21 protein-coding genes are annotated in these 23,262 nt (G+C 46.5%); 12 read left to right on the top strand and 9 right to left on the bottom strand.

Features of this window, described 5'->3' with window-relative positions:
• Positions 1 to 279: 279 nt before the first annotated feature.
• From KBW69_RS12155 to KBW69_RS12165, 3 genes are all read right to left on the bottom strand, one after another.
• Entirely contained in the window at positions 280 to 651 is a 372-nt protein-coding gene (locus KBW69_RS12155) for a hypothetical protein (RefSeq protein WP_257281051.1), read from the bottom strand.
• 297 nt (positions 652 to 948) lie between these two features.
• Positions 949 to 1,272, bottom strand: coding sequence for a hypothetical protein (locus KBW69_RS12160; protein ID WP_257281052.1), 324 nt, complete (start codon positions 1,270 to 1,272; stop codon positions 949 to 951).
• A 35-nt stretch (positions 1,273 to 1,307) separates the two neighbouring features.
• Complete coding sequence (locus KBW69_RS12165) at positions 1,308 to 1,610, bottom strand: hypothetical protein (RefSeq protein ID WP_257281053.1); 303 nt, start codon at positions 1,608 to 1,610, stop codon at positions 1,308 to 1,310.
• Between the two features lie 176 nt (positions 1,611 to 1,786).
• Between KBW69_RS12165 and KBW69_RS12170 the strand changes: the two genes are divergently transcribed.
• The 5 genes from KBW69_RS12170 to KBW69_RS12190 all read left to right on the top strand — a co-directional run bounded on the left by KBW69_RS12170 (position 1,787) and on the right by KBW69_RS12190 (position 5,348).
• Positions 1,787 to 2,056 carry a hypothetical protein gene (locus KBW69_RS12170; protein ID WP_257281054.1) on the top strand — a complete coding sequence of 90 codons (270 nt, stop codon included), beginning with the start codon at positions 1,787 to 1,789 and terminating at the stop codon, positions 2,054 to 2,056.
• Positions 2,057 to 2,300: 244 nt separating this feature from the next.
• Entirely contained in the window at positions 2,301 to 3,260 is a 960-nt protein-coding gene (locus KBW69_RS12175; protein WP_257281055.1) for an integron integrase, read from the top strand.
• A gap of 297 nt (positions 3,261 to 3,557) precedes the next feature.
• Positions 3,558 to 4,076, top strand: coding sequence for a DUF2878 domain-containing protein (locus tag KBW69_RS12180; protein ID WP_257281056.1), 519 nt, complete (start codon positions 3,558 to 3,560; stop codon positions 4,074 to 4,076).
• A gap of 23 nt (positions 4,077 to 4,099) precedes the next feature.
• Entirely contained in the window at positions 4,100 to 4,819 is a 720-nt protein-coding gene (locus KBW69_RS12185; RefSeq protein WP_257281057.1) for a hypothetical protein, read from the top strand.
• On the top strand, positions 4,806 to 5,348 hold the full coding sequence (locus KBW69_RS12190) for a DUF3833 domain-containing protein (protein ID WP_257281058.1): 543 nt from the start codon (positions 4,806 to 4,808) through the stop codon (positions 5,346 to 5,348). The genes KBW69_RS12185 and KBW69_RS12190 overlap by 14 nt, the downstream gene beginning before the upstream one ends.
• 141 nt (positions 5,349 to 5,489) lie before the next feature.
• On the opposite strand, the gene KBW69_RS12195 is transcribed toward KBW69_RS12190, so the two are convergent.
• Positions 5,490 to 8,855 (bottom strand): hypothetical protein, encoded by a 3,366-nt coding sequence (locus tag KBW69_RS12195; protein WP_257281059.1) that lies wholly within the window; start codon positions 8,853 to 8,855, stop codon positions 5,490 to 5,492.
• A 202-nt stretch (positions 8,856 to 9,057) separates the two neighbouring features.
• Between KBW69_RS12195 and yghU the strand changes: the two genes are divergently transcribed.
• The 3 genes from yghU (at position 9,058) to KBW69_RS12210 (ending at position 11,185) form a co-directional block, all read left to right on the top strand.
• Positions 9,058 to 9,912, top strand: coding sequence for a glutathione-dependent disulfide-bond oxidoreductase (yghU, locus tag KBW69_RS12200; protein WP_257274276.1), 855 nt, complete (start codon positions 9,058 to 9,060; stop codon positions 9,910 to 9,912).
• A 127-nt stretch (positions 9,913 to 10,039) separates the two neighbouring features.
• A complete protein-coding gene (locus tag KBW69_RS12205) occupies positions 10,040 to 10,573 on the top strand; it encodes a methylated-DNA--[protein]-cysteine S-methyltransferase (RefSeq protein WP_257274277.1) in 534 nt (177 codons plus the stop codon).
• Between the two features lie 129 nt (positions 10,574 to 10,702).
• Positions 10,703 to 11,185 carry an RDD family protein gene (locus KBW69_RS12210; RefSeq protein ID WP_257274278.1) on the top strand — a complete coding sequence of 161 codons (483 nt, stop codon included), beginning with the start codon at positions 10,703 to 10,705 and terminating at the stop codon, positions 11,183 to 11,185.
• 120 nt (positions 11,186 to 11,305) lie between these two features.
• On the opposite strand, the gene lptG is transcribed toward KBW69_RS12210, so the two are convergent.
• Positions 11,306 to 12,364, bottom strand: a complete 1,059-nt coding sequence (lptG, locus tag KBW69_RS12215; RefSeq protein ID WP_257274279.1) for an LPS export ABC transporter permease LptG — start codon at positions 12,362 to 12,364, stop codon at positions 11,306 to 11,308.
• The gene (gene lptF / locus KBW69_RS12220) at positions 12,357 to 13,466 is read right to left on the bottom strand and encodes an LPS export ABC transporter permease LptF (protein WP_257274280.1); all 1,110 of its coding nucleotides are present in this window, start codon (positions 13,464 to 13,466) and stop codon (positions 12,357 to 12,359) included. The genes lptG and lptF overlap by 8 nt, the downstream gene beginning before the upstream one ends.
• Before the next feature lie 510 nt (positions 13,467 to 13,976).
• Between lptF and KBW69_RS12225 the strand changes: the two genes are divergently transcribed.
• The 4 genes from KBW69_RS12225 (at position 13,977) to KBW69_RS12240 (ending at position 19,368) form a co-directional block, all read left to right on the top strand.
• Positions 13,977 to 15,458 carry a leucyl aminopeptidase gene (locus KBW69_RS12225; RefSeq protein ID WP_257274282.1) on the top strand — a complete coding sequence of 494 codons (1,482 nt, stop codon included), beginning with the start codon at positions 13,977 to 13,979 and terminating at the stop codon, positions 15,456 to 15,458.
• A 140-nt stretch (positions 15,459 to 15,598) separates the two neighbouring features.
• On the top strand, positions 15,599 to 16,030 hold the full coding sequence (locus KBW69_RS12230) for a DNA polymerase III subunit chi (RefSeq protein ID WP_257254185.1): 432 nt from the start codon (positions 15,599 to 15,601) through the stop codon (positions 16,028 to 16,030).
• Positions 16,031 to 16,051: 21 nt separating this feature from the next.
• Positions 16,052 to 16,447: a hypothetical protein gene (locus tag KBW69_RS12235; protein ID WP_257254186.1), complete on the top strand. Its 396-nt coding sequence runs from the start codon at positions 16,052 to 16,054 to the stop codon at positions 16,445 to 16,447.
• A 65-nt stretch (positions 16,448 to 16,512) separates the two neighbouring features.
• Positions 16,513 to 19,368, top strand: coding sequence for a valine--tRNA ligase (locus tag KBW69_RS12240; protein WP_257254189.1), 2,856 nt, complete (start codon positions 16,513 to 16,515; stop codon positions 19,366 to 19,368).
• Positions 19,369 to 19,482: 114 nt separating this feature from the next.
• Here the strand turns inward: KBW69_RS12240 and KBW69_RS12245 are convergent, their stop codons facing one another.
• The 3 genes from KBW69_RS12245 to KBW69_RS12255 form a co-directional block, all read right to left on the bottom strand.
• Positions 19,483 to 19,842, bottom strand: a complete 360-nt coding sequence (locus tag KBW69_RS12245; RefSeq protein ID WP_257254190.1) for a hypothetical protein — start codon at positions 19,840 to 19,842, stop codon at positions 19,483 to 19,485.
• A gap of 229 nt (positions 19,843 to 20,071) precedes the next feature.
• Positions 20,072 to 21,589, bottom strand: a complete 1,518-nt coding sequence (locus KBW69_RS12250) for a fumarate hydratase (protein ID WP_257254191.1) — start codon at positions 21,587 to 21,589, stop codon at positions 20,072 to 20,074.
• Positions 21,590 to 22,058: 469 nt separating this feature from the next.
• Positions 22,059 to 23,216 (bottom strand): hypothetical protein, encoded by a 1,158-nt coding sequence (locus tag KBW69_RS12255; protein ID WP_257281060.1) that lies wholly within the window; start codon positions 23,214 to 23,216, stop codon positions 22,059 to 22,061.
• Positions 23,217 to 23,262 lie beyond the last annotated feature (46 nt).

Raw genomic sequence — 23,262 nt, forward strand, 5'->3', positions numbered from 1 at the left:
TGTGACACTGACTTTTGCTGGGAGGTTTTGACTCGAAACCAACCACAGATAGTGAACCCAAAAACTCTTTTTAAAAACTGAACTTTTCGAACCAAAAAATCTTTATTAGTGCTGCCTGCTAACGCCAATTTCAGCCGCGCGCCGTCAGGCGCGTCGGGTGGAGGGGCTTTAGCCCCGGAACGAACTGGAAATTTTTGTTAGGTGCGATGGTGGTTTAGAATCAATACGACAATTTAATATTGCCCTAAACCAAGATGCGTCTACTTTTCTTATCAAAAGTTAGTCCAATTTACCCCAAGATTTCCAATGTTCTCGACCAATTGCTTGGACAGTATATTTTCGTCTAGTGTTACGAACTTTTCGATAGCGGCTGTAATATGGATCAGATATGAATTCATATAAATCTAGTGCTGCAACTGCTGCAAGCTCTTTGAACCCATTTGATCCATCGTTTAGAGTTGATTCAGTTAATCGTATATATTTTCTTATAGCCTTAAAAACTTTTTCCTTAACAACGCTTTTTGTTTTTTTGCCAGAAGGATCATTTTCACTTTGCCAAAGCTCAACTAATTTACGATTTTTTATTTCTTTCTCTAATGGATTTAGGTCTATCGCACTATTATGCAGTGAATTCAGTTCTATTATTTGCATATTCTATAGCCCTAGTGAAAAGCAATAAAATTATTACAGAACCAGAAACTATAGACAAAAATATCGAACTGCACTCAGAAAGTTCTGTCTCAGAAATGTACATACGTACCAAAAATACAGTCTGCAACTGCTCAATATGAATTTGGCGTTCGTAAAGAGGGCTTTTAAATATCTCCAAAAACCAGAAAATAGGCAATTTTTTGCAAGTTATGAATAGCACCTAACGCCTGCTTCAGCCGCGCGCCAAAGGCGCGTCGGGTGGAGGGGCGAAGCCCCGGAACGAACTGGAAGCATTTGTTATGCGCGATGCTTAAGTTTGACGAGGCGTTCTAATTTTGTGAGATATGCCTTCATGCTTTCAGGATTGTCTGTTGGTATACAGCCATCATTGTATAAAAACACCTGCTTGCCATTTACCTCGCCATTATATGACAGCTTCTCAAGAGTAGCCTGACCAAGCCCTTTCAAATTTATAGAAACTGGATGATCTTCATACGATACAAACTCAGTTGTATTGAAACCAACTGGTTTATAATTGCGGTTAAGAAGAACCCACGAGCCATCATCTTGCTGCTCTGGACAGTATGGGAAATACACATGACGGACACTTTCAGTTGACATTGCCTTACCTCTTATTATTCTGAGAAAGTTGTTCGTTAGTACGGCTCTACGTCCTTGCTTGCCATGAGCCAACCAACGAGATAACCGAGTATAGCGCAAGGATAGGTTCCAGCTATTGCAGAGCCAAAACCAGCAACACCGATGAATGAACCAACGATAGCAGCAATACAACATAATAAGGCTGCGGAGAAATATCTATTAATCAGATACTCCTTGTACTTGATATCCTTTTCTGAGTCAGGTTTTTCCTGAAGTTTAATAATTTCTTGTTTTAACGAAGAAGTTTGAGCCCAATATATGTATGCAATAAAAGCAAATACAACTATCACGTTTCCCATTGTTGTTATTATCTCCTTTTAGGTTTTAGCGCATAACCCTGAAGCTCAACCGCCGCCGCAGGCGGTCGGGTGGGTGGAGGCGAAGCCGGAACGAATTGGAGCGACTTGTTATGTTGCGGTAGGCACGACACTAGCAAAACAAGGTGACAACAAATAAAACAATGAGGTAATTAATTATGGAATTTAATGATGGCTACAAACTAATGTGTGACTTGACAGACTCAAACGACCATACAGGTTGTTACATTGTCGGTTGTAAAATTTTAGGTGAACCGGCAAGGAATCTGTTAAAGAAGTTCGAGCACATTAAAGCCCTCCAAGAACTGGACGGACACCTTGATTCCAGCCTGTACGACTATAGGCAAAAGACCTACAAAGACATGATGAAGGTGGCTTGTGAGAATCTTGATGCCAACAAGTACGAAGAATTTTATGGAGCAACATAACAGCTATTAGATCTCAAGCAAGTGATATCAGATATTACACTCACACGCGGCATATCCCCCTAAATCAGGGAAAATTAACTCACTTGAGATATATCCCAACTTTTCAACCTATCAAAAAGTCATTATTTATCAAAAGCCTACAGGCCATTCTACCCACTGCCCCAAATAGGCCGCAAGTGAGTTATTTGCATTTTTGGTATTTTCTTCAATAATACTGTACAAAATAACAGTTGTTGAATTTGCCATGCCATCTCCTTTTATGACTGAAGTACGCAACACTCTCAGAGTGAAGCGCTATAGCTATAAAACTGAGCAGTCCTATTGTTACTGGATCAAGTACTTCATTCGCTATCAACACATGAAGCACCCACAGGATTTAGGGCCTGATCATGTCAGACAGTTTTTGACTTATCTTGCCGTTCAGCGTCGGGTTGCGACTTCAACGCAAAACCAGGCATTGAATGCACTGAACTTTTTATACAAACAAGTTTTAGCTAGACCTTTGGGGGATGTCAGCAATCTGGTCAAAGCCAAAAAGGCCACAAAGATTCCTGTGGTGTTTGAACGGCATGAAGTGAATGCCATTTTCACAGTGATCAACACTGCGCATAAGTTACCGGTTCAACTGATGTATGGTTCCGGGCTGCGGCTAATGGAGTGCCTTCGTTTGCGTATTAAGGATATTGATTTCAACCGTATGGCCATTATTGTTCGTAGTGGTAAAGGCAATAAGGATCGGGTAACCATCTTGCCAGACCCGCTTATTCCTGAGCTAAAAGCTCGCATAAGCGAGGTTCGCCTTCTCCATACCATGGATAAAGAAGCCGGTTTTGGTGAAGTATGGATGCCGGATTCTCTGGCAACAAAATACCCATCTGAGGCAAAAAGCCTGCATTGGCAGTATCTGTTTTGTTCTCACAAGCGTTCAATCGATCCAAGAGATGGCCGCGAGCGACGCCATCATATTGATGACAGTACTTTGCAAAGAGCGGTAAAACGAGCCATTGAGTTATCCGGTATAGAAAAGAAAGGTAGCTGCCATACTTTCCGACATTCTTTTGCCACCCATTTACTTGATGATGGCTACGATATACGAACGGTTCAGGAACTTCTCGGACACAGAGACCTGAAGACAACCCAGATCTATACTCACGTGCTAAACCGTGGTGGCCATGCAGTAAAGAGTCCTTTGTGCAAAATATGAGTGGCACGCTACCGCCCGAGGCGTTCCCCGAAACGGCTGAAGAGCACCTACCCTATGGCTCAACAGTTTCCTGCCTGTCTGGCTGAATAGATTCTATTGAGCGACATTGTGCCACTATTACTTATTGAAGGATAGGTAGTAGTGCTTATTTTTGGGTGCCTTATATTTTCCGTGATCCATTCATGAAGCCTATACGTAGAAAAAGACATAACAACATATTGACTAACAGGCATGATAAGGAACGAAGTTATATGGGTTACTGGAGCGACGATGAGTGCAGGCAGGGTCCAATACATTATGGCAAAAGAAAGTAAGCATTTATTAGTCCTTAACGCCTTGTTGTTTCAGCTGGTTTGGTTTATTGCTGTACAAGGCAATAATTTGTATGCGCTATTAGCATTAGTCTTCTTGCTTGTTGCGCACTTCTCGCTCATGAAACCCGATAAACATGAATTACGACTGATCTTTGCCGTGCCAGCCGTTGGTATCATCGCTGACAGTTTGATTATGAATACAGGGTGGATTGAATATCACAATGCTAATCATTTTATGATTCCAATCTGGCTATGCGTTTTATGGATTGCCTTCGCAACGACTCTAAAACATTCGATGAGCTGGGCATTCAAGACCCCCTGGTTACCGCCACTGCTGGGATTACTGGTTGTGCCATTCAGTTATTGGGCAGGCATTAAGTTATCAAAGTCACAGCCCTTGATCCCGATGGAGAGACTACTGCTGATGGAAGGCCTGATCTGGGCTGTTTTGTTGACTCTGATCGGCCATACAGAAAAAAAACAGGAACAATCTTTATGCTAGTGTCTTTAACCTCAAAATCGATCATGATGTTCAGTCTCATTTTCATGGTCTCCCCGCTCACTCAAGCAGATCACCCGACACTTATCGGATATGCATACCACATGGGTACACAGCAGCTTGCCTACACTGAAGAGCACAGCTTCCCTGACACCCTGTCACATCATGTTATCTATAAAGAGGCTGATGGCAGCGTTTTCGCCCGCAAAACCATCGACTACAGCGACAGCTATATTGCACCGGATATCATTCAGGAAAATCAGCGTAATGGTGAACTGATTAAAACTGAATTTATGGGCGATGCATTCAAAGTTTCATACCGAAGAGGCTTCGGGGAAAACACTAAAGAATCAGACATCACCTTATCTCCTGATTTGGTGATCGATGCCGGCTTCGATCATTACATTCGTTCAAACTGGGCTTCTCTCATTGAAGAAAAAGAAACCGTGATTCAATACCTGATACCGAGTCGCCAAAAAGAAATCGATCTTCGCATAAAACCCGTTAACTGCAAGAAAAACCCTAAGGATACTCTTATTTGCTTCAATATTGCGGCAGACAGTTGGTTATACCGCATGCTCTCGTCGTCACTCGTACTCAGCTATGACAAGCAAAGTCAAAAGCTGAAGACGTTCTCTGGCCGATCTAATATCAGCGATAAGAATGGTGATTATCTGGATGTCACTATTCGCTATCATTTCCATACAACTTTCAAAAATCGAGAGCTTAGCTATGTTGCGAATTAGTACTCTTCTAATGATCCTGTTTTTATTTGGCTGCAGCTCCGTCGATATCAGCCAATATCAAAATAACAAACCCAGTCTTTCATTACCGGTTTTTTTCAATGGCCCTTTGACAGCTCATGGGATTCTGAAGAATCGAAGTGGCGAGGTAATACGCTACTTTAACGTCACTATGACAGGGAGCTGGGACGAACAAGGCATTGGTACCCTGGATGAGGATTTTATTTTTGACGACGGAGAAAAACAAAAACGTATCTGGACATTCGCGCCGGATGGCAAAGGCAGTTACCTGGCCAGTGCCGGAGATGTTAAAGAAGCAGTGTCTGTGAAAACATCCGGGAATGCTTTCTTTATGGAGTATGTGCTGAATATCCTCTATAAGGGCAAGCCTCTCGAAGTGTCGATAGACGACAAAATGTATCTGATCAGCGATAAAGTCATCATCAATGAATCCATTATGACCAAGTTTGGTATCGACGTGGGCTATATCACTCTGACTATCATCAAAGCCGGGAATGCTAGTGGCGGTTGAACATAGTTCCCGTTTTGGTATTCCGTCTGTGAAATAGTTTTATCCGTTTCATTGCTTGTTCACGGAAGTTATTCAAAGCTAGTGGTTCAATGATGGCAGCACTCAGTCATCCAGCAATGAATTTAGCTTGAGAGATTGTAATCACAGAGAGGTCAGGGCTCCTTTGGCCAGAAGCTTTACAATCAATGCATTCAGTGTGACCAATGGATTGACACCAAAAGTAACGCCAAGGTTAGGCTCATTATCCCGTGTAACAAAACCAACGCCGGGGACCAGTTCACGAGGTTGCAGTGTAGTGAAATCAACAATATTGGTCGTTTCTGAACAACCTGGGTATGTCGATTTCGGTATAATGTTTTGCATTATATCGTTAACGAATTTGCCTTTTCCACACCAGTAGACAACCTCTCTAACAGCCTGCGACAGTAGTTCATCTTCATTCATGGCCTGACCCACGCATTCTTCTGTGAATTGGGGAAACGCCTTTTGAAACAGAGTAGCCAAAATTACTTTTATTTTACGCTCATGATTGAGTATTGACTCCCTACTGTCAGAGTTGAACTGTTTTTGAAAACACAGAGCATATTGCAATACCAGCCCCTGGGCATTTTTTGCCAATTCTGAAAATGCCACCTTGGCTCGATCCTCTGATTGTTCAAAATCAAGAAACTTCTGACATCTGCTGGAGAAAAAATAATCTTCACCCAGTTCATTTATAGTTTTCGTGTCACCGGTGTCTCGCATGCCTACGGGCCCCACATTGGGATATTGTGAAGCTTTTTTCCACTGCAGCATTCTCCCCTCGGATGCGGCATCCACATAAGACGAAAGGACATGATGCTTTCGCCGGGTCACTGAATCATGGTCAGCTGCCATTACCGCCGGAGCATATAATCCGTAATTGAATAAAACACCACAATCATGGGCATACTTATAGAGCCCCTCGAGAATCTGATCTGAGTTTGTCACTGGATCAAGAACGTAAGGGTATAAATGATAAGGCGCATCTTTTGTTGATTTCAGATGAAGGCAATAACCTGTCTTTCCATCAATGTAGCGACACTTCTCCTCCAGTTTGGCCTTTTTGGTGGGCGGTATTAATGTCACCAGATCAGTCCGCACATCATTCCAGTGATATCTGCCGACCACTTCGGGAATCGAGCTTTTCAAGCCATGCTGGTCGGCTATGGCTGCCATCAGGGTGATTTTATTACCCTCTCTTGCCAGCTCTTCCGGTTTTTCTGTATCGCTGAGAAATTTCAGATAATCCCAGCCGCCATCCGTGCGTTGAATGGCCAGCGTACGCCCGTAAACCTCGACAGACTCGCCTGTAAATAATTCTATCGACGGAGGTGCTGTCCACTGCTGCGGATTACTCAGCTTTTTCCAATCATTATCAAACTGATTTTCCTGTGGCTGATAATCTTTATCCAGTGATAACAGCAACTGCCAAATGTTTGGGCTTCCCATAGTATTGAGGGGATACACAGATCTACAAAACAAGACTTCCCGCTGTTTTGCACAATCAGGATTATTTAACCAGTTATTTAGCACATGAATTCGATGGCTTGGAGGGGCAAGACGTAGAAATGATTCAATGATGTCAAAATGTAAGTTAGTGACAAGATGGCTATATTCTACCAGTTCATTATATAACGCTGATGAAGTTGTCGAAGCCTCATAACCCGGATCCGGCCACAAGTCCGGCCGATAACTTTTTAGTCTGAGTGAAAAGGTTGCCTCTTGCTCACGGTATTCCGATCCCGCTCGAACCCATGACAGGCCCTCCATCAAAAGCCAGTCCATGAATTTCATGAAATCATAAGGACGGGTGAGGCCATTGCAGCATCCAACCTGGCTGATCAGGGTGTTCCATGTCTCACAGTACCGGTCATCTTCCTTTAAAAGACCTGATCTGTTTGACAAACCGGTATCATTCATTGCCGAAAAAATTTTTGCTGCCCACAAGCTTACATCTCCCAGAACTAATTTATTTATATAATTCGGCCCTGACCAATATTTCGATTCATCCCCTTCCTCCAGACAAATAGGCATTTGCTCAATAACAAGCTGGATAAACGACATTGCTTTTTTATCTAGCCGAAAGCATTCCTGATCCAACTGCTGTCCGAATTTATCGGGCAAGGTCCATAAAAACGGAGCGACTCGATTCACTGTATTGACAAACAATCGTTCATTAGTCAGACCAGCCTCTTTAGCCATAAGAAAAGGAGAATTTTCAAGATTAACCGATGCCTCTATAAACGCCTGTCTGGTGACAGTAATACCTATTTCAGTCAATAATTCAGCACATTGGTGCAGTCCTCCCAAAATAGCAATCATTGCAATCACTTGCTGTTCATCCTGACAAAATGAACCCATAATTTTACGGACTTGCTCCTGTGCTTCTTTTTGTGATTGTTGTGCAATAGCTTCAAGAACAAATACCAGTACTATGCTTCGATGGTATTTACTAATCCTGTAAAGCATAGCAATGCGGTGGTATTCGAAACTATGAGTTATAAGGTCTCTTATCATGTCACGGGCATTACATTTACAACGAAGGTAATTAAAAAAAAACATTAACCTTCTATATGAAGCTGCTGGTATTGATTGTGCTATTGCCTCCTGAAATAATTCATCATGACCGTATATGGAATTTAAAACTGCCTCGAAAAGAACGTCAAAGCGAGGATCAGCATCAGCAAAAATAGCCTTGACGAATAACAGGTCCGGAAAACCTGTTTTGCAGTTACCGACCAACTTTTCCATCGTATCAAAAGGGAGGTATACGGTAGACTCAGGATTAAGATCCACCCAGCCATTTTTTTGTTCGATGGGGAACCCTTGTTCAATAATGTAGGTGAGTACTTTCAGATTATTTTTTTCGACTCCCGCCCAAATAGCGATCTCCCGTGCTGTTTCTTGAATATCATTCGTTATTTTTTTTACTGATTCAGAACCATTTAAAATTTTAAAATCATTCTCAATGTAGGTGTCAGTAATAGTAACAGTAAGATTACCAGTATCAATGTATTCCTTAATCTCTCTTTTCAACTCATTGACTTTATCCATTGTACTGACATTGACATGTAATTTATCAAACTGTCGAGCAAGTTTTTCTAATGCTTCTTCGACACGTGGTTTTACAGCCTGTTTTGAAGTCAGTAATTCCAGTAACTTCGGCTGCCCTACCTGGCCAAAACTGAGGGCTACTTTCTGATTATCTTCAGCTCCTGCTTCTCTTCCGATGGTTTTCGGGCTGTAAGCTCTGGAATGACTGACTGTGCAGCCGCTAAGTGAAAACAAGCCGTCAGGGCCTGAGGATCTGCTTTCAGATACTCCAGCGTTGTCAGATACATAATTGGCAGGATTGAAAAGCCCCTCTTTGTCTTCAGTGGGCCGTACCGTCAGCCATTTATAATTCCCTGTCGCTCTACAATCACTGGCTTCGGAAGTTAAGCCTGATCCGGTTATGGTATCAGTATTTTTGCCTGTTACATCCATATTTTCTTACCCTTATCAAAATGTCCTTGACAACCTTTGACAATGAGAAGGAAAAAAAATTCCAATTCCCGGGCAGCACCTGGCAGCTAAACGAAGTTCCTGGTTGAGTGTTCCATTTATGAAACCGTTTTATCCGCTTCATTGTCTGTTCACGCAAGGCATTCAGAGCTAGTATGGGTCGACTGATTTGAGGATAGAGAGCATGAGCGAACAAGTTCAATACATTCCCCCGGCGGTTTGGACATGGGACGATGAATCCGGTGGCCAGTTTGCCAATATCAATCGTCCGGTATCAGGTAAGACACATGATCAGGAACTGCCTGGGGGAAAGCACCCGTTCCAGCTGTATTCGTTGGCTACTCCCAATGGAGTCAAAGTCACCATCATGCTGGAAGAGCTGTTAGAGAAAAACATTGATCAAGCCGAATATGATGCCTATCCCATCAAGATCATGGAAGGAGACCAATTCAGTAGCGGGTTTGTCGATATCAACCCTAATTCCAAGATTCCGGCATTGATCGATAACAGTGGCGAGACGCCGGTTCGTGTTTTTGAATCCGGTGCCATTCTGGTTCACCTTGCGGAAAAATTTGGCGAGTTTTTGCCGCAAAATGAAGGCCGTCCAGAAGTCATGTCCTGGTTATTCTGGCAAATGGGTAGTGCGCCCTTTTTAGGTGGGGGCTTTGGTCATTTTTATGCCTATGCACCTGAGAAGTTTGAATACCCGATTAATCGTTACACCATGGAAGTGAAACGCCAGTTGGATGTATTGGATAAGCAATTAGCGAACAATGCCTATATAGCAGGCACTGAATACTCCATCGCTGATATCGCGATTTGGCCCTGGTACGGTGCTTTGGTCTTGGGTCAGCTATACAACGCTGCAGAGTTTTTAAGTGTGGACTCTTATAAGAACGTTAAACGCTGGGCAGAACAGATTGCCTCTCGCCCGGCAGTAAAACGTGGCAGGATGGTCAATAGAACCTGGGGAGAACCCGAGGAACAATTGCCGGAGCGTCATGATAAGTCTGACTTCAAATTATTGAGAGCTGTTTAAGCATTAAGAAATTCAGCAAATTTATAGCTATCCTTTGTTTTCTCTTTAGAGTGGGAATGAGCCCTCAAAGCATAATTTCCACCTTAAAAGAACGATCCCAGGCCAAAATATGTTATAACGCTTTCCTATGAACACCATCAACATCCAATACTACAAGTCACCCGTTGGTGAGCTGATGCTGGGTACCTTTGACCAGCAGCTGTGCCTGTGTGACTGGCGCTATCGAAAGAAAAGATTGCGGATTGATGCTCGCGTCAAAAATGGGCTCAAAGCTGAGTATGTCGAGAAAGACGACGAAGTTATAGAGTATACCCGTCAGCAGTTGGAGGAGTATTTTCGTAAAGAGCGGAATACCTTTTCAGTGCCGCTGCTCCTGGTAGGTACCGCTTTCCAAAAGCAGGTTTGGCAAGCTCTTCAGGATATTCCCTATGGAGTGACCACCACCTATGCCGGACTGGCAGAATCCATAGGCAACAGAAATGCCCTGAGAGCCGTCGCCAATGCCAATGGTGCCAACGGCATTTCAATACTGATTCCCTGCCACCGGGTTATTGCCAGCAATGGTGAGCTACAGGGCTATGCCGGTGGTAAACCGGCTAAAGAAAAGCTACTTAATCTGGAAGGTGGCCTCCCTAATCAACAGGGTTCGCTGTTTGATTAACTGGCAGGATGCATAAAACACCTCCGACTCACCATAATAATATCATCAATATAACTCGAGTCCGATCATCTCATAGCTGCCCATAAAGACAGAAACTGATAAACTGCGCGGCCTGTTACAGGAGTTTTTATGTCAGGCACATCTCAAAAGAAGCAGACTCAACCCGCACCCGTCTGGCGGCGACTGGCTGCCATGATCTACGACAGTTTTCTGGTTTTGGCCATTATGTTTCTGGTGGGTTTTATCAACCTGGGTATTCAGATGAAGGTGTATGGGGCTAAAGAACTCAAGGCCATGACAGAGAGCGGGCAATCCATCGGCGGACCTATCTTTTATGCTGCACTTTTTCTGAGCATTTTTAGCTTCTTTGCCTTTTTCTGGTCCCGTCGAGGCCAGACTCTGGGTATGCAGGCGTGGAACATTCAAATTGTCGATCGGGAAGGGGGTTATATTTCCATCGGTCAATGCCTGATTCGAACACTGACCGCTATTCCTGCCCTTATGCTCTGTGGGCTGGGTGTCTTCTGGTGCCTGTGGGATCGAGAACATCTCAGCTGGCAAGATCGGTTGTCCCGGTCCAGAACACTGTACATTCCTAAACAAAAGTCCTGACCAGACAGATAGCAGGCAGCCAATGCCAGAAAGTGACTGCCCTCGTCTAACCTCATCTCCATTAGCCTTTGCCCTAAAAAAACAACCCAATAGCTTACGAAATAACGTAACACTTAGTCATCAGGCAGCTCTGTATAGCAGTAAAGACCCTATAGCAACACAGATCAAAACCGGCAGCAAAACAGACAACACTGGCGGGAAACCAAACACCAGGCTGGAAGGCCCCAGCAGGCTCTGCACAATCATGAATATAACCCCGGTAATCACCCCCGAAAAGATTCTCAGCCCCATACTGACCGAGCGCAAGGGGCCGAAAACAAAAGAGATTCCTACCAGTACCAGGGAAAAAACAGACAACGGTTGCAGTGCTTTTGTCCAGAACGCCAGCGCATATTCACCCGTATCCAGCCCCTGCTCTTCCAGATAACGGGTATAAGTATTCAGGCCGGATATAGACAAGCCATCCGGCTCAACCACCACCACTTTCAAGAGCGTTGTTGTCAGGTTGGTATCCCAGGGCTCTGTATTCACTTTTTCTGAGACCACTTTATCGCCTTGCATACGACTGAGGGTGACATCCTCAAGCAGCCAGTGATCCTGCTGATAGATCGCCCTTCTGGCAAACGAGCTTTCCTTGAGTTTCATATCATCATCAAAGACATATCGACTCACACCGTAGAGCACGCCATTAGGCTCAACCGCGTTAAAATACATAAATTCATTGCCTTCACGGTGCCAGACCCCTGCACCGGAATATTCGCCATTGTGAGATCGGGCGATATTCTTCCGGGTTTCGGCAATCTGTTCTGTGGTGGGTGCCACGTACTCACCCAACACAATACCTATGCAAATCAACACCAAAGCAGGCTTCATCACTGACCAGACCATCCGCCACAACGAAACACCTGCCGCTCTCATGACCACCAGTTCACTGTTTGAGGCCATGTTGCCCAGACCAGCAAGACAGCCAATCAAGGCAGACACCGGGATAAATTCGTAAATCTTCTTGGGGATGAGGAGCAAAATATAGACGACCACATCCGCTATCTGATAATTAGCACGAACATTATCCAGCTCCCCCAGAAAAGCGAACATGGATTCCAGCACCACCAGAATCAAAAGCACCACGACCATGGAAGCCATTACGTTCCATGCGATATAACGGTCCAGCTTACGCATGAGTAACTTTCCTTCTGGCAATCATAGCCTGCAAAGGCTCCTGAAAATAAAAGATCAATCCAAGCAGCAGGTAAATCCCATGCACCCACCAGACACCCATTTGTGGGGAAAGACGCCCATCATCAACCATTCCACGACTCAAAATCAGCAACGCCAGATATAGCAGATAGAGCAATACACCGGGCAGGAGTTTCACGAAACGACCCTGCCTGGGATTCACTTTTGAGAGCGGGACGGCCAGCAACACAATAATCGGGATCAATAATGGCAGTGACATTCGCCACTGCAACTCCGCTATATAGGTGGAATTATCCGAGCCTAGCAATGTCGAGGTGGGTAGAGCCTGCTCTTTACTGATCTCTTCAGCGACCGCACTCTCTTCCATTCGGATGCCATAGGTTTCATACCGGGTCACCCTGACTTTCTTGCCGCCGGGCGTCAGATCGTAACGATAGCCATCACTCAGGATCAGATATCGCTGTCCGGCCTCCTCCGTGGTAGATATACGACCACGCTCTGCCAACACCAGGGACATCCCTGTACTGTCACGATCGGCTGACTGGTGAGCAATAAACACCTTGTCCATCTGCTGATTGTCATCTGTCAGCGACTCGGTGTAAGTGACCCGGTTAGCTCCCTCAAACTTTTGAAACCGACCCGGCACCAGTGTGTCGAACTCAGTCATGGAATCCTGCTGATGAAGAATGGTTTCGACCTGCTTTATCCCCCAGGGAGCGACAAGAATACTCAGAAGAGCCACCACTATCATGACACCCAGGGCGGGAATCATGGTCATGCGCAGCAACTGTCCCTGACTGACACCACAAGCCCCCATAACTGTCATTTCATTTTCTGCGTAGAGCCTGCCATAAGCCATGATAATGCCCAGAAACAACCCCATGGGAATAATCATCACCAGGAACTCGGGCATTCTGTAACCCATGATGGCAAAAAGGATGTCGGCGTTCAGCGAGCCATTGGCAGCCTGTGCAAGATAGTTCACAAAACGGCCACTCATGATAATCAGGAGCACAACACCGGTAACGGCCAATGTGACCTTGAGCATTTCTTTGGCCAGGTATCGAAAAAGGATCGAAGGCATGATCTTGAGTTACTGTTTCCGCCGGTTCATTGAAAGTAAAACTCACTTACCTGAGAGATACGGTAAGTACTACGGTTCCAGATGAGAGAGCAGTCCTGGCTACTTGTCGACCATCAAAACACGTTTTTTCTGCCCGGAAAGACAGTTGTCGACACATTGATACAATAAACGGACTAAAATCTATCTCTGAAAGCCTTGCGGGAATTCACTTCTTGTGCAAGCTCTGTTCAAATACCCGACCTGACAATTATCCAACAAACCTGTTCGAGTTTATAGCCCGGATGAAAGAAGTCTCATCATTTACATTCCTTTTGCAAAAAAAGGGTGTAGCCGCAAGAGTCACACAGGGCTAACTCAGGTGTCTGTCGGTGCCATCGAAATCGTAACTCTTGGCTGCCAGCGTCAAAGGCACAATCAGGAGTATTTATCAGGGATTTGTCAGAAAGATTAACAGGAGATCGGGGGCATCCCCGTGAGTTATAACTGGACAAGTGTCCTATGGGAGCAACCATGCAATTTATCGTAAAAAGCGGAGCGGTAGAGAAGCAGAAAACTGCCTGCCTGGTTCTGGGTGTGCAGAAGAAAAAGCTTACCGCCTCAGCATCAGCCGTAAACGAGGCCAGCAAGGGTGCCATCGACAACATTGTCAAACGTGGCGACCTCAAGTACAAGGCAGGTCAGACCCTGTTGCTCCAGCACGTTCCGGAAATCCCCTCTGAGCGAATTTTGCTCTGTGCGACCGGCGAAGGAAAAGCACCCCTGAAAGAAAGTGAGTTCATCAAGCTCGCCCAAGCCGTTGCCTCTGAACTGAAGACGGCCTCTGCCAAAGACGCACTGGTGTCTCTGGAAGATATCGATGTAGATGGCAAGGACCACAGCTGGAAAGTTCGCCAGCTGGTAGAAGCCGTTGTCTATGCATTCTACCGGTTCGACGAGTTCAAGAGCAAAAGTGCCGATGCACTGACATTGAAGAAGGTCACGTTTCTGGCTGAGCGCAAACAGGCAAAAGCTCTGAATCAGGCTATTGCTGAAGGCCAGGCCATTGGTGAAGGCCGTAACCTGGCTCGAACTCTGGGCAACCTGCCTGGCAACGTCTGCCACCCGACTTATCTGGCAGACCAGGCCAAAGCTTTGGCGAAATCCCATGCCAGGATGACCGCCAAGATTCTGGGCGAAAAACAGATGTCTGATCTGGGTATGAACTCTCTGCTTTCCGTAGGCCAGGGCTCCGATCAGGAATCCAAGTTGATCCTGATGGACTACAAAGGCGGCAAACGTGGCGAGAAACCAATAGTCCTGCTGGGTAAAGGCATCACCTTTGATACTGGTGGTATTTCCCTGAAGCCAGGGGCCGCCATGGACGAAATGAAATTCGACATGTGTGGTGCAGCCAGTATTTTTGGCGCCATGCAGACCATTCTGGCACTGAACCTGCCCATCAATATCGTGGGCATGGTCGCCGCCGCCGAGAATATGCCCAGTGGCAACGCTACCCGTCCGGGCGACATCGTAACCTCAATGTCGGGTCAGACCATTGAGATCCTTAATACCGACGCCGAAGGCCGCCTGGTACTCTGCGACGCTCTGACCTACGCTGAGCGTTACAAGCCCAAAGCTGTGATCGATGTTGCCACACTTACAGGTGCCTGCGTCATTGCCCTGGGTCACCACACCACCGGTCTTCTGAGTAACAATGATGAGCTGGCTGAAGCACTGCTGAAAGCCTCCAAAGACGCTTCTGACCAAGCCTGGCAGCTGCCAATGGGTGAAGAGTACCAGGCTCAGCTGGATTCCAACTTTGCCGATATGGCCAACATCGGTGGCCGTTCGGCTGGCACCATCACAGCCGCCTGTTTCCTGGCGCGCTTTACAGAAAGCTACCCATGGGCTCACCTGGACATCGCCGGTACGGCATGGACTTCCGGTAAAGCCAAAGGCGCTACCGGTCGCCCCGTCCCCATGCTGATTCAATATCTGCTTAACCAGCTTTAATACTCTTTGGGGTTGCGGATCGATGGAGACTCACAACCCCGCTTTCGGAAAAGCTTCAACGCAGCTTTCAATATCCGACTCACGACGGATAGAAGTCAGCGACCTTTCAACCAGCATCATTTCCCATTACACTCAACCTCATGTCCCGAGTAACCTTCTATTTGCTGCAACAGCAGTCAGCACAAGCCGTTAAAAAATTCGCCTGTCGGTTGACCGACAGAGCGTGGCGTAATGGTATGGCTGTTCATATTCATACGGATAATGACATCCAGTGCGAAACTCTCGACCGACTGCTTTGGGAGTGGCGTGAAGATAGTTTCCTGCCGCACCAGATCATCAACAGCAAAGCCACGGGGGCGCCGATCACCCTGGGATATAAACCACCGAAATCGATGGACGACAACACCCTGCTGATCAATCTGTCCAATCAAATTCCGGCCTTTTACAAAAACTTTGTCCGAACTTGCGAAATTGTTGATCAGAGTCCGGGTCCGGTTGAGGTTCTCCGTGAAAAGTTCAGGGCTTACGTTGCAGACGGCATCCAGCCAGAAACCCACCAAATACAGGGTTAAAGCCATTAGCGGGTAAAGCACATGAGCCAGAAAAAGACGGAAGGTCTGCTGGATGAACAGGAAAGACTGAAAACCCTCTTAAAGGATGAGATAGATCGTAATGATCATCTCAATCAACACATCCCTGTTCTCACCGACCTTGCTGACCAGGAAGAAACCAGACAGACTGTCACAATTCTGGATGTCACAGAGAATTATCAACAGACTGAACCGCAGGAACCGCCTACTCTGAAACCTCCGCTTAACCGCGGCGTCAAACAGTCAGAACTGAAAACCCGGCTACGCAAACAGGCCCGACTGCTCATCCGGGAAATCATTGATGAAGAGCTGGTCAGGGTCGAAGCTCAGCTGAACCGCGAGCTAAACAACTACCTGGATCATCTTCTGGACCAGATGCCCGAAAATCTGTCGGATTAACACTGCCCTGCCTGTTCCGTGTATACTGCGCGGTTTAGATCAGAACCTGTCAGAACCCTGTAGTTATGGAAAAAACGTTTAACCCTCACGCGATTGAGCGCAGCTGGTATCAGACCTGGGAAGAAAAAGGCTACTTTGCCCCCTCCGGCAAGGGCTCTCCCTACTCCATCATGATTCCACCGCCCAATGTCACCGGCAGTCTGCATATGGGTCATGCTTTTCAGGACTCTATTATGGACGCCCTGATTCGTTACCAGCGCATGAAAGGCAGTAATACCCTGTGGCAGGTGGGTACTGACCATGCCGGTATTGCTACACAGATGGTGGTAGAGCGTAAAGTGCAGGCTGAAGAAGGCAAGACACGTCACGATTTCGGCCGTGCAGCCTTTACCGACAAGATCTGGGAATGGAAAGAAAAGTCCGGTGATAACATCACCCGTCAGCTGCGTCGTCTCGGAGCCTCTGTTGACTGGGACAATGAACGCTTCACCATGGACAAAGGCTTCTACAAAGCTGTTCAGGAAGTATTCGTTCGCCTATACAAAGACAATCTGATCTATCGTGGCAAACGCCTGGTCAACTGGGACCCCAAACTTCATACCGCCATCTCTGATCTGGAAGTGCTGAACAAGGATGTCAGGGGTCACATGTGGCACTTGCGTTACCCTCTGGCTGATGGCGAAAAAACCGCAGAAGGCAAAGACTACATTGTGGTCGCCACAACCCGTCCGGAAACCATGCTGGGGGACACAGGTGTTGCCGTTAATCCCGAAGACGAACGCTACAAGAGCCTGATCGGAAAAGACATTATTCTGCCACTGGTCAACCGTCGTATTCCTGTCGTTGCCGATGAACATGCTGACATAGAAAAAGGCACAGGTTGTGTAAAAATCACTCCAGCTCATGACTTCAACGATAACGAAGTGGGTAAGCGTTGCGGTCTGCCCATGATCAATGTCATGACTCTTGAAGGGCATATCAGTGAACGGGGTGAAGTCTTTAACATTGATGGTTCCAACAATCACGACATTGACGCCCCCATCCCTGAGAAATACCGTGGCATGGAGCGTTTTGCCGCACGTAGAGCCATCATCGCTGACTTTGAAGCAGCCGGGCTGCTGGAAGAGATCAAGGATCACGAACTGATGGTGCCATACGGCGACCGTTCAGACGTTGTCATCGAACCTCTGCTCACGGATCAGTGGTTTGTCCGTGCCGAGCCGCTGGCAAAACCTGCCATTGAAGCGGTTAAAGATGGCCGCATTCAGTTTGTCCCCAAACAGTACGAAAACATGTACTTTTCCTGGATGCAGGATATCCAGGACTGGTGTATCTCCCGCCAACTCTGGTGGGGCCACCGCATTCCAGCCTGGTATGATGAAAAAGGGAATGTTTATGTAGGTCGCAGTGAAGAAGACGTACGACAGGAAAACAACATTCCGGCCGGAGTCAGCCTGAGACAGGACGACGACGTGCTGGATACCTGGTTCTCTGCTGCACTCTGGACTTTTGGCACCCTGGGCTGGCCTGAAAACACAGAGCGTCTGAAAACCTTCCACCCCACAGATGTTCTGGTTTCCGGCTTTGACATCATTTTCTTCTGGGTTGCCCGGATGATCATGATGACCATGCATTTTGTCAAAGATGAAGACGGCAACCCTCAGGTACCCTTCAAGTACGTCTATATGACCGGCCTGATTCGTGATGAGAATGGCGACAAGATGTCCAAGTCCAAGGGTAACGTGCTGGACCCTCTGGATATGATCGACGGCATCAGTCTGGAAGATCTGGTTGAAAAACGCACCGGCAATATGATGCAGCCACAACTGGCGGCAAAAATTGAAAAACGTACCCGTAAAACCTTCACTGAAGGCATAGCGGCGCACGGTACTGACGCTCTGCGTTACACCCTCTACTCACTGGCTTCTACCGGTCGTGACATTAACTGGGATATGAAACGTCTGGAAGGTTATAGAAACTTCTGCAACAAGATCTGGAACGCAGCCAACTACGTTCAGATGAACACTAAGGGTGAGGACTGTGGCCAGCATGGTGAGGACATTGAACTGACCCTGGCGGACAAGTGGGTTATTTCCCGACTGCAACGTCTGGAAGCCCAACTTGAAAAGAACCTGACGGACTTCCGTCTGGATCACGCCTCCCAGAATCTGTACGACTTCATCTGGAATGAATACTGTGCCTGGTATCTGGAGCTTTCCAAGCCTGTGCTATGGAATGAAGACGCTTCCGAAGCCCTGAAACGTGGAACCCGTCGTACACTGGTTCGGGTTCTGGAAACCATTATGCGTCTGGCTCACCCATTCATGCCGTTTATTACTGAAGAGATCTGGCAGAACATCAAGAAAGAAGCCGGCGTTAAAGGTGAAACCCTGATGCTGCAGAGCTACCCGACTTTTGATGAAAGCAAGCTGGACGAAACTGCCGAGCAGGACATCGAATGGCTGAAAGGCTTTATCACCGGCATCCGCAATATCCGTGCTGAACTCAATATTGGCCCTAGTCGTGAACTGAATGTACTGCTGCGCAACCTCTCTTCTGACGACTATCGTCGTCTTGATGAAAACAGCACTTTTCTTAAGTCTTTGGCTAAATTGTCAGACATTCGTGCACTGAACTCTGACGAAGAAGCGCCTATGTCAACCACTCAATTGGTCGGCAAGATGGAAGTTTTGGTACCGATGGCTGGCCTGATCGACAAGGACAAGGAAGCAGCCCGTCTGAGCAAAGCAGTTGAACGACTGAATAAGGAGGTTCAGCGCTTTGAAGGCAAACTGGCCAATGAAAAGTTCATCAACAACGCCAAACCCGAAGTGGTTGAAAAAGAGCGCGGAAAGTTGGCCGAAGCCCTGGCTGCCAGAGAACGTTTGGATGAACAGCTCAAAGCGATTCAGGCTCTGTAAAAAACGGTAGACGTTCAGTTTACCTTTTTTGACTCCTGAATGAACGAAAGGCCTGTGAGCAGAAGCAGACAGGCCTTCTTTAGCGATTTGCCAGGGACGCAAAAGCAGTTGCCCCTAATCGTTGTTTTTCCGGAATTGATTCCTGATCCGTTGCAATCTTATCCACTCTTCTTCAGCAGCCAGTAGCTCTGAAAACAGCTCGTGCCCAACGACCGAATCAGAATCACCGTCTTCTTCAACACCCTCTGCCCGCTCTTCAATCCAGAAGTGCTCAAATCGATCTTCAATCTGAAGGTTCAACAAATTAGCCCGTACGACTCTGGAATCATCATCTATTCTGAGAATGACTTCCCTGTCAGAGAAAAACCGTTTAACCCTTGCAAACAAGCTCTTCCAGAAAAAAAGAAACTCACCTTTTTCAAGATTTCCCGGACCTGAAGTGGGCTCATCACCCTGATCAGAATCGTCAACCATAATTCGCCCTTACTGAACGGTCTTATAAATTGATTATAGAACCCCGCTTTTCTCTGGTCTGACATCCAGATTACGGCATTATTGACAGCATTTAATCAGGCAAGGAAGAAGACTCGGCAAACCCATAAAGTGGGTAAAAAGTCATCAGGAGAGAGAAAACGGAGGAATAAAGAAACGAATGAAACAAGGCCAGCCCCAGGAAGCTGACCCAATTCAGGCGCCTGAACACTTATTTGATATCAAGAACCTGCTCTTCAATTTTCTGCTTCCAGATTTGTGGTCCGGTTTTGTGGACAGAATCACCGGTGTGATCCACCGCTACGGTCACTGGCATATCCTTGACCTCAAATTCGTAGATGGCTTCCATCCCCAGCTCAGGGAAGGCAACCACTTCTGCTTTCTTGACAGCCTGGGAAACCAGATAGGCGGCTCCACCCACGGCGATCAGATAGACAGATTCGTTATCCCTGATCGCATCAATCGCAGCATCACCCCGTTCAGCCTTGCCAATCATTCCAGCCAGACCTGTCTGCTCCAGCATAGTGCGGGTAAATTTGTCCATACGGGTAGAAGTCGTCGGACCCGCCGGACCAACCACTTCATCACGAACCGGATCAACAGGTCCTACGTAATAAATAAAGCGACCTTTCAAATCAACAGGCAGCTCTTCACCACAGGACATCATATCAACCATGCGCTTGTGGGCAGCATCGCGACCCGTCAGGATTTTTCCTGACAGCAGTACTGTGTCACCGGGTTTCCAGCCTTTGATCTCTTCTTTTGAGATGTCGTCAACATTGACTTTTCGCACCCCTTCACTCATATCCAGAGCGACTTCAGGGTAATCATCCAGACTCGGAGCTTCCTGAATCACGGGGCCACTGCCGTCCAGTACAAAATGTGCATGTCGTGTAGCAGCACAGTTTGGAATCATCGCTACAGGCAGAGAAGCAGCATGAGTCGGGTAATCCTTGATTTTGATATCAAGCACTGTGGTGAGACCGCCCAGACCCTGTGCACCAATACCCAGACTATTAACGGCATCCATGATCTCCAAACGCAGTTCTTCAACCCGGTTACCGGGTCCGCGCTCTCTGAGTTCATGAATATCGATAGGTTCCATCAGGGATTCCTTGGCCAGCACCATGGCTTTTTCGGCCGTACCACCGATACCAATGCCCAGCATACCCGGAGGACACCAGCCCGCACCCATCGTTGGCACAGTTTTCCTGACCCACTCAACAATATCATCAGACGGGTTAAGCATAGCCAGCTTGGACTTGTTCTCAGAACCGCCTCCTTTGGCTGCCACCTGGACATCAACAGTATCCCCTGGCACCAAAGTCATATGGATAACAGCAGGTGTGTTGTCTCTGGTATTTTTACGGGCACCTGCCGGATCTTCCAAAACGGAGGCACGGAGAACATTTTCCGGGTGCGTGTAGGCACGGCGAACACCTTCATTCACCATATCCTCGACACTTCGGTCACTTTCGAAGCGGACATTCATACCGATTTTGAGAAAGACAGTAACAATACCGGTATCCTGACAAATGGGTCGTTTACCCATGGCACACATTCTGGAATTAATCAGAATCTGGGCCATGGCGTCTTTGGCTGCCTTGGAGGGCTCTTTCTTCCAGGCATCATGAACAGCGTGAATAAAGTCCAGCGGATGATAACAGGAGATAAATTGCAGAGCGTCAGCTACGCTCTCAATCAGATCCTCTTCACGAATTAATGGCATTGCGCTCCCCAACTCCCATGTTCGGTCCAGATACCTGTCGTGCCCAAAGCACAGCTCCAACAGACTCCGGATTTGCAAGCTTCAAAGTATTACGATCTCTGAAGAACAGCCTTCAGGACCCTGACCGGTTAACCGGCTCTGTTTTTCGTTACTGCTCTGAACAGAAACGTCTGTCGTGCAGATCAAAACATCAATGAAGAACCCATCGAAACCTGACAGTTTTAACGGTTTCCTATGGACTTCCCCTCCTCATTTGCCCGGCCAGTATATCAATGCTTGGCATCAGAAAACATGGATTGAAAACAGGATCTTTCACTTTTTATCACGGATTACCGAAACAAAACGACACATTATACCTGACAACACGGGTTACAGCAGAATCATGGTTTCGGTTGATACGCTAAAGCGGAAAAACACAAAAGCATTGCAAAGAGGGCTTTTCTACATTTGACTGGGCAGGAAATTGAAGTTAAGGGCTGGATTCTATGAACATATTTACTACAGAGCTTATGGAATCATTTTCATCAATGACCTGCAATTTTATTTTTGGCATCACCCATATTGTTTTGGCGTCTGATGAGGGGTAGGACTCTATTATCTGACTGACACCAAAAACTTTCGGGTAAATAAGCTCTTCCCGGATCTTTCTAATTGCCCGCCTCTTTACTACCTTCCAGGTTTCCTGAAGGTTATTATCCGGCAATAATTTGACTGACGAGCTGGCTTGAGGCGGTTTGCGGAATATATTAATTGCATACTTTGAGTCATTAGATGAAAGGGAGTCTATCTGAGCTGTTCCCTCTGCAGTGTTGGCGCTGACAAGTATCGTTACTGGAATAGTAACCGTTTTTTCTCTCATCTTTTTTTTTGATTTTGATGTGCGTGGGGGCTCAATACCTAAAAGAAGTTGCCCTGTGATATGAAAGTGATAGTGATCGTGCTCACTTATAGTAGATCTTTCAGAAGCAGCACCATGGGAGGACTCTTCTTCCGGAGGTAGCAGTCCCGGGGTGGCATCAGTTAATGACTTTGCATGAGACTCGGTTCTTATCAGCTTCGGTCGCGAGGCCTCCTTAATGGCACTTTTGCCTGAAGCTGGTCGTTTTCGTGATGCTGGTTCATTTTCAACACTGGATGAAGCAGTGCTCCCGGAAATAGTAACTGTTGGATCTTTAAGAATGGGGTCAATCACATATAACTGATCCTGGTTTTGGATTTCAATGGGTCCTATCGGGAGGGCAAGGGGGAAGCCAGATCGTTGATCACCCTCAGTAGATGACATTTGAATTAATGTCTCGGGTGAAAACTCTTGAAGAGGCTCATGAGTCACTACGCCTTGATCTAAGGAAGGAGACAACAACCGATTTTGATTTAAAGAGTAAGAAGCCGGCCAGAGCTCCATACTAAAAAGCGAGTTTTTCCTATAAATAGTTTCAGGGAGGATAATTGCAACACTTGGCTTTAGTGACTGTGCCGGGTGTGTATAGGAACCGAGAGAATGTGAAATAATAAGGTGGCAACTATCCCCTTGTCGATGTGCGACGACAATTTCATCGTATAACTCATCAAAAGTAACACTGTACTCGGTGATGCTATCAGCCAAATCATCATCTGCGTTAGCATTCATGGCTAAATATCCAAGTGCAAGGGTAAAGAAAGTTCTTGCGAAAAGA

This window comes from Endozoicomonas sp. ISHI1, assembly GCF_024606225.1.
Taxonomy (GTDB): Bacteria; Pseudomonadota; Gammaproteobacteria; order Pseudomonadales; family Endozoicomonadaceae; genus Endozoicomonas_A.

Coding starts and splice junctions, on each gene's coding strand:
- KBW69_RS12195 (WP_257281059.1), bottom strand. CDS start 8,855: ATGGATGTAACAGGCAAAAATACTGATACCATAACCGGATCAGGCTTA.
- KBW69_RS12170 (WP_257281054.1), top strand. CDS start 1,787: ATGGAATTTAATGATGGCTACAAACTAATGTGTGACTTGACAGACTCA.
- KBW69_RS12180 (WP_257281056.1), top strand. CDS start 3,558: ATGGCAAAAGAAAGTAAGCATTTATTAGTCCTTAACGCCTTGTTGTTT.
- lptG (WP_257274279.1), bottom strand. CDS start 12,364: ATGCGTAAGCTGGACCGTTATATCGCATGGAACGTAATGGCTTCCATG.
- KBW69_RS12230 (WP_257254185.1), top strand. CDS start 15,599: ATGTCCCGAGTAACCTTCTATTTGCTGCAACAGCAGTCAGCACAAGCC.
- lptF (WP_257274280.1), bottom strand. CDS start 13,466: ATGCCTTCGATCCTTTTTCGATACCTGGCCAAAGAAATGCTCAAGGTC.
- KBW69_RS12225 (WP_257274282.1), top strand. CDS start 13,977: ATGCAATTTATCGTAAAAAGCGGAGCGGTAGAGAAGCAGAAAACTGCC.
- KBW69_RS12255 (WP_257281060.1), bottom strand. CDS start 23,216: ATGAATGCTAACGCAGATGATGATTTGGCTGATAGCATCACCGAGTAC.
- KBW69_RS12240 (WP_257254189.1), top strand. CDS start 16,513: ATGGAAAAAACGTTTAACCCTCACGCGATTGAGCGCAGCTGGTATCAG.
- KBW69_RS12210 (WP_257274278.1), top strand. CDS start 10,703: ATGTCAGGCACATCTCAAAAGAAGCAGACTCAACCCGCACCCGTCTGG.
- KBW69_RS12205 (WP_257274277.1), top strand. CDS start 10,040: ATGAACACCATCAACATCCAATACTACAAGTCACCCGTTGGTGAGCTG.
- yghU (WP_257274276.1), top strand. CDS start 9,058: ATGAGCGAACAAGTTCAATACATTCCCCCGGCGGTTTGGACATGGGAC.
- KBW69_RS12190 (WP_257281058.1), top strand. CDS start 4,806: ATGTTGCGAATTAGTACTCTTCTAATGATCCTGTTTTTATTTGGCTGC.
- KBW69_RS12185 (WP_257281057.1), top strand. CDS start 4,100: ATGATGTTCAGTCTCATTTTCATGGTCTCCCCGCTCACTCAAGCAGAT.
- KBW69_RS12235 (WP_257254186.1), top strand. CDS start 16,052: ATGAGCCAGAAAAAGACGGAAGGTCTGCTGGATGAACAGGAAAGACTG.
- KBW69_RS12155 (WP_257281051.1), bottom strand. CDS start 651: ATGCAAATAATAGAACTGAATTCACTGCATAATAGTGCGATAGACCTA.
- KBW69_RS12250 (WP_257254191.1), bottom strand. CDS start 21,589: ATGCCATTAATTCGTGAAGAGGATCTGATTGAGAGCGTAGCTGACGCT.
- KBW69_RS12160 (WP_257281052.1), bottom strand. CDS start 1,272: ATGTCAACTGAAAGTGTCCGTCATGTGTATTTCCCATACTGTCCAGAG.
- KBW69_RS12245 (WP_257254190.1), bottom strand. CDS start 19,842: ATGGTTGACGATTCTGATCAGGGTGATGAGCCCACTTCAGGTCCGGGA.
- KBW69_RS12175 (WP_257281055.1), top strand. CDS start 2,301: ATGCCATCTCCTTTTATGACTGAAGTACGCAACACTCTCAGAGTGAAG.
- KBW69_RS12165 (WP_257281053.1), bottom strand. CDS start 1,610: ATGGGAAACGTGATAGTTGTATTTGCTTTTATTGCATACATATATTGG.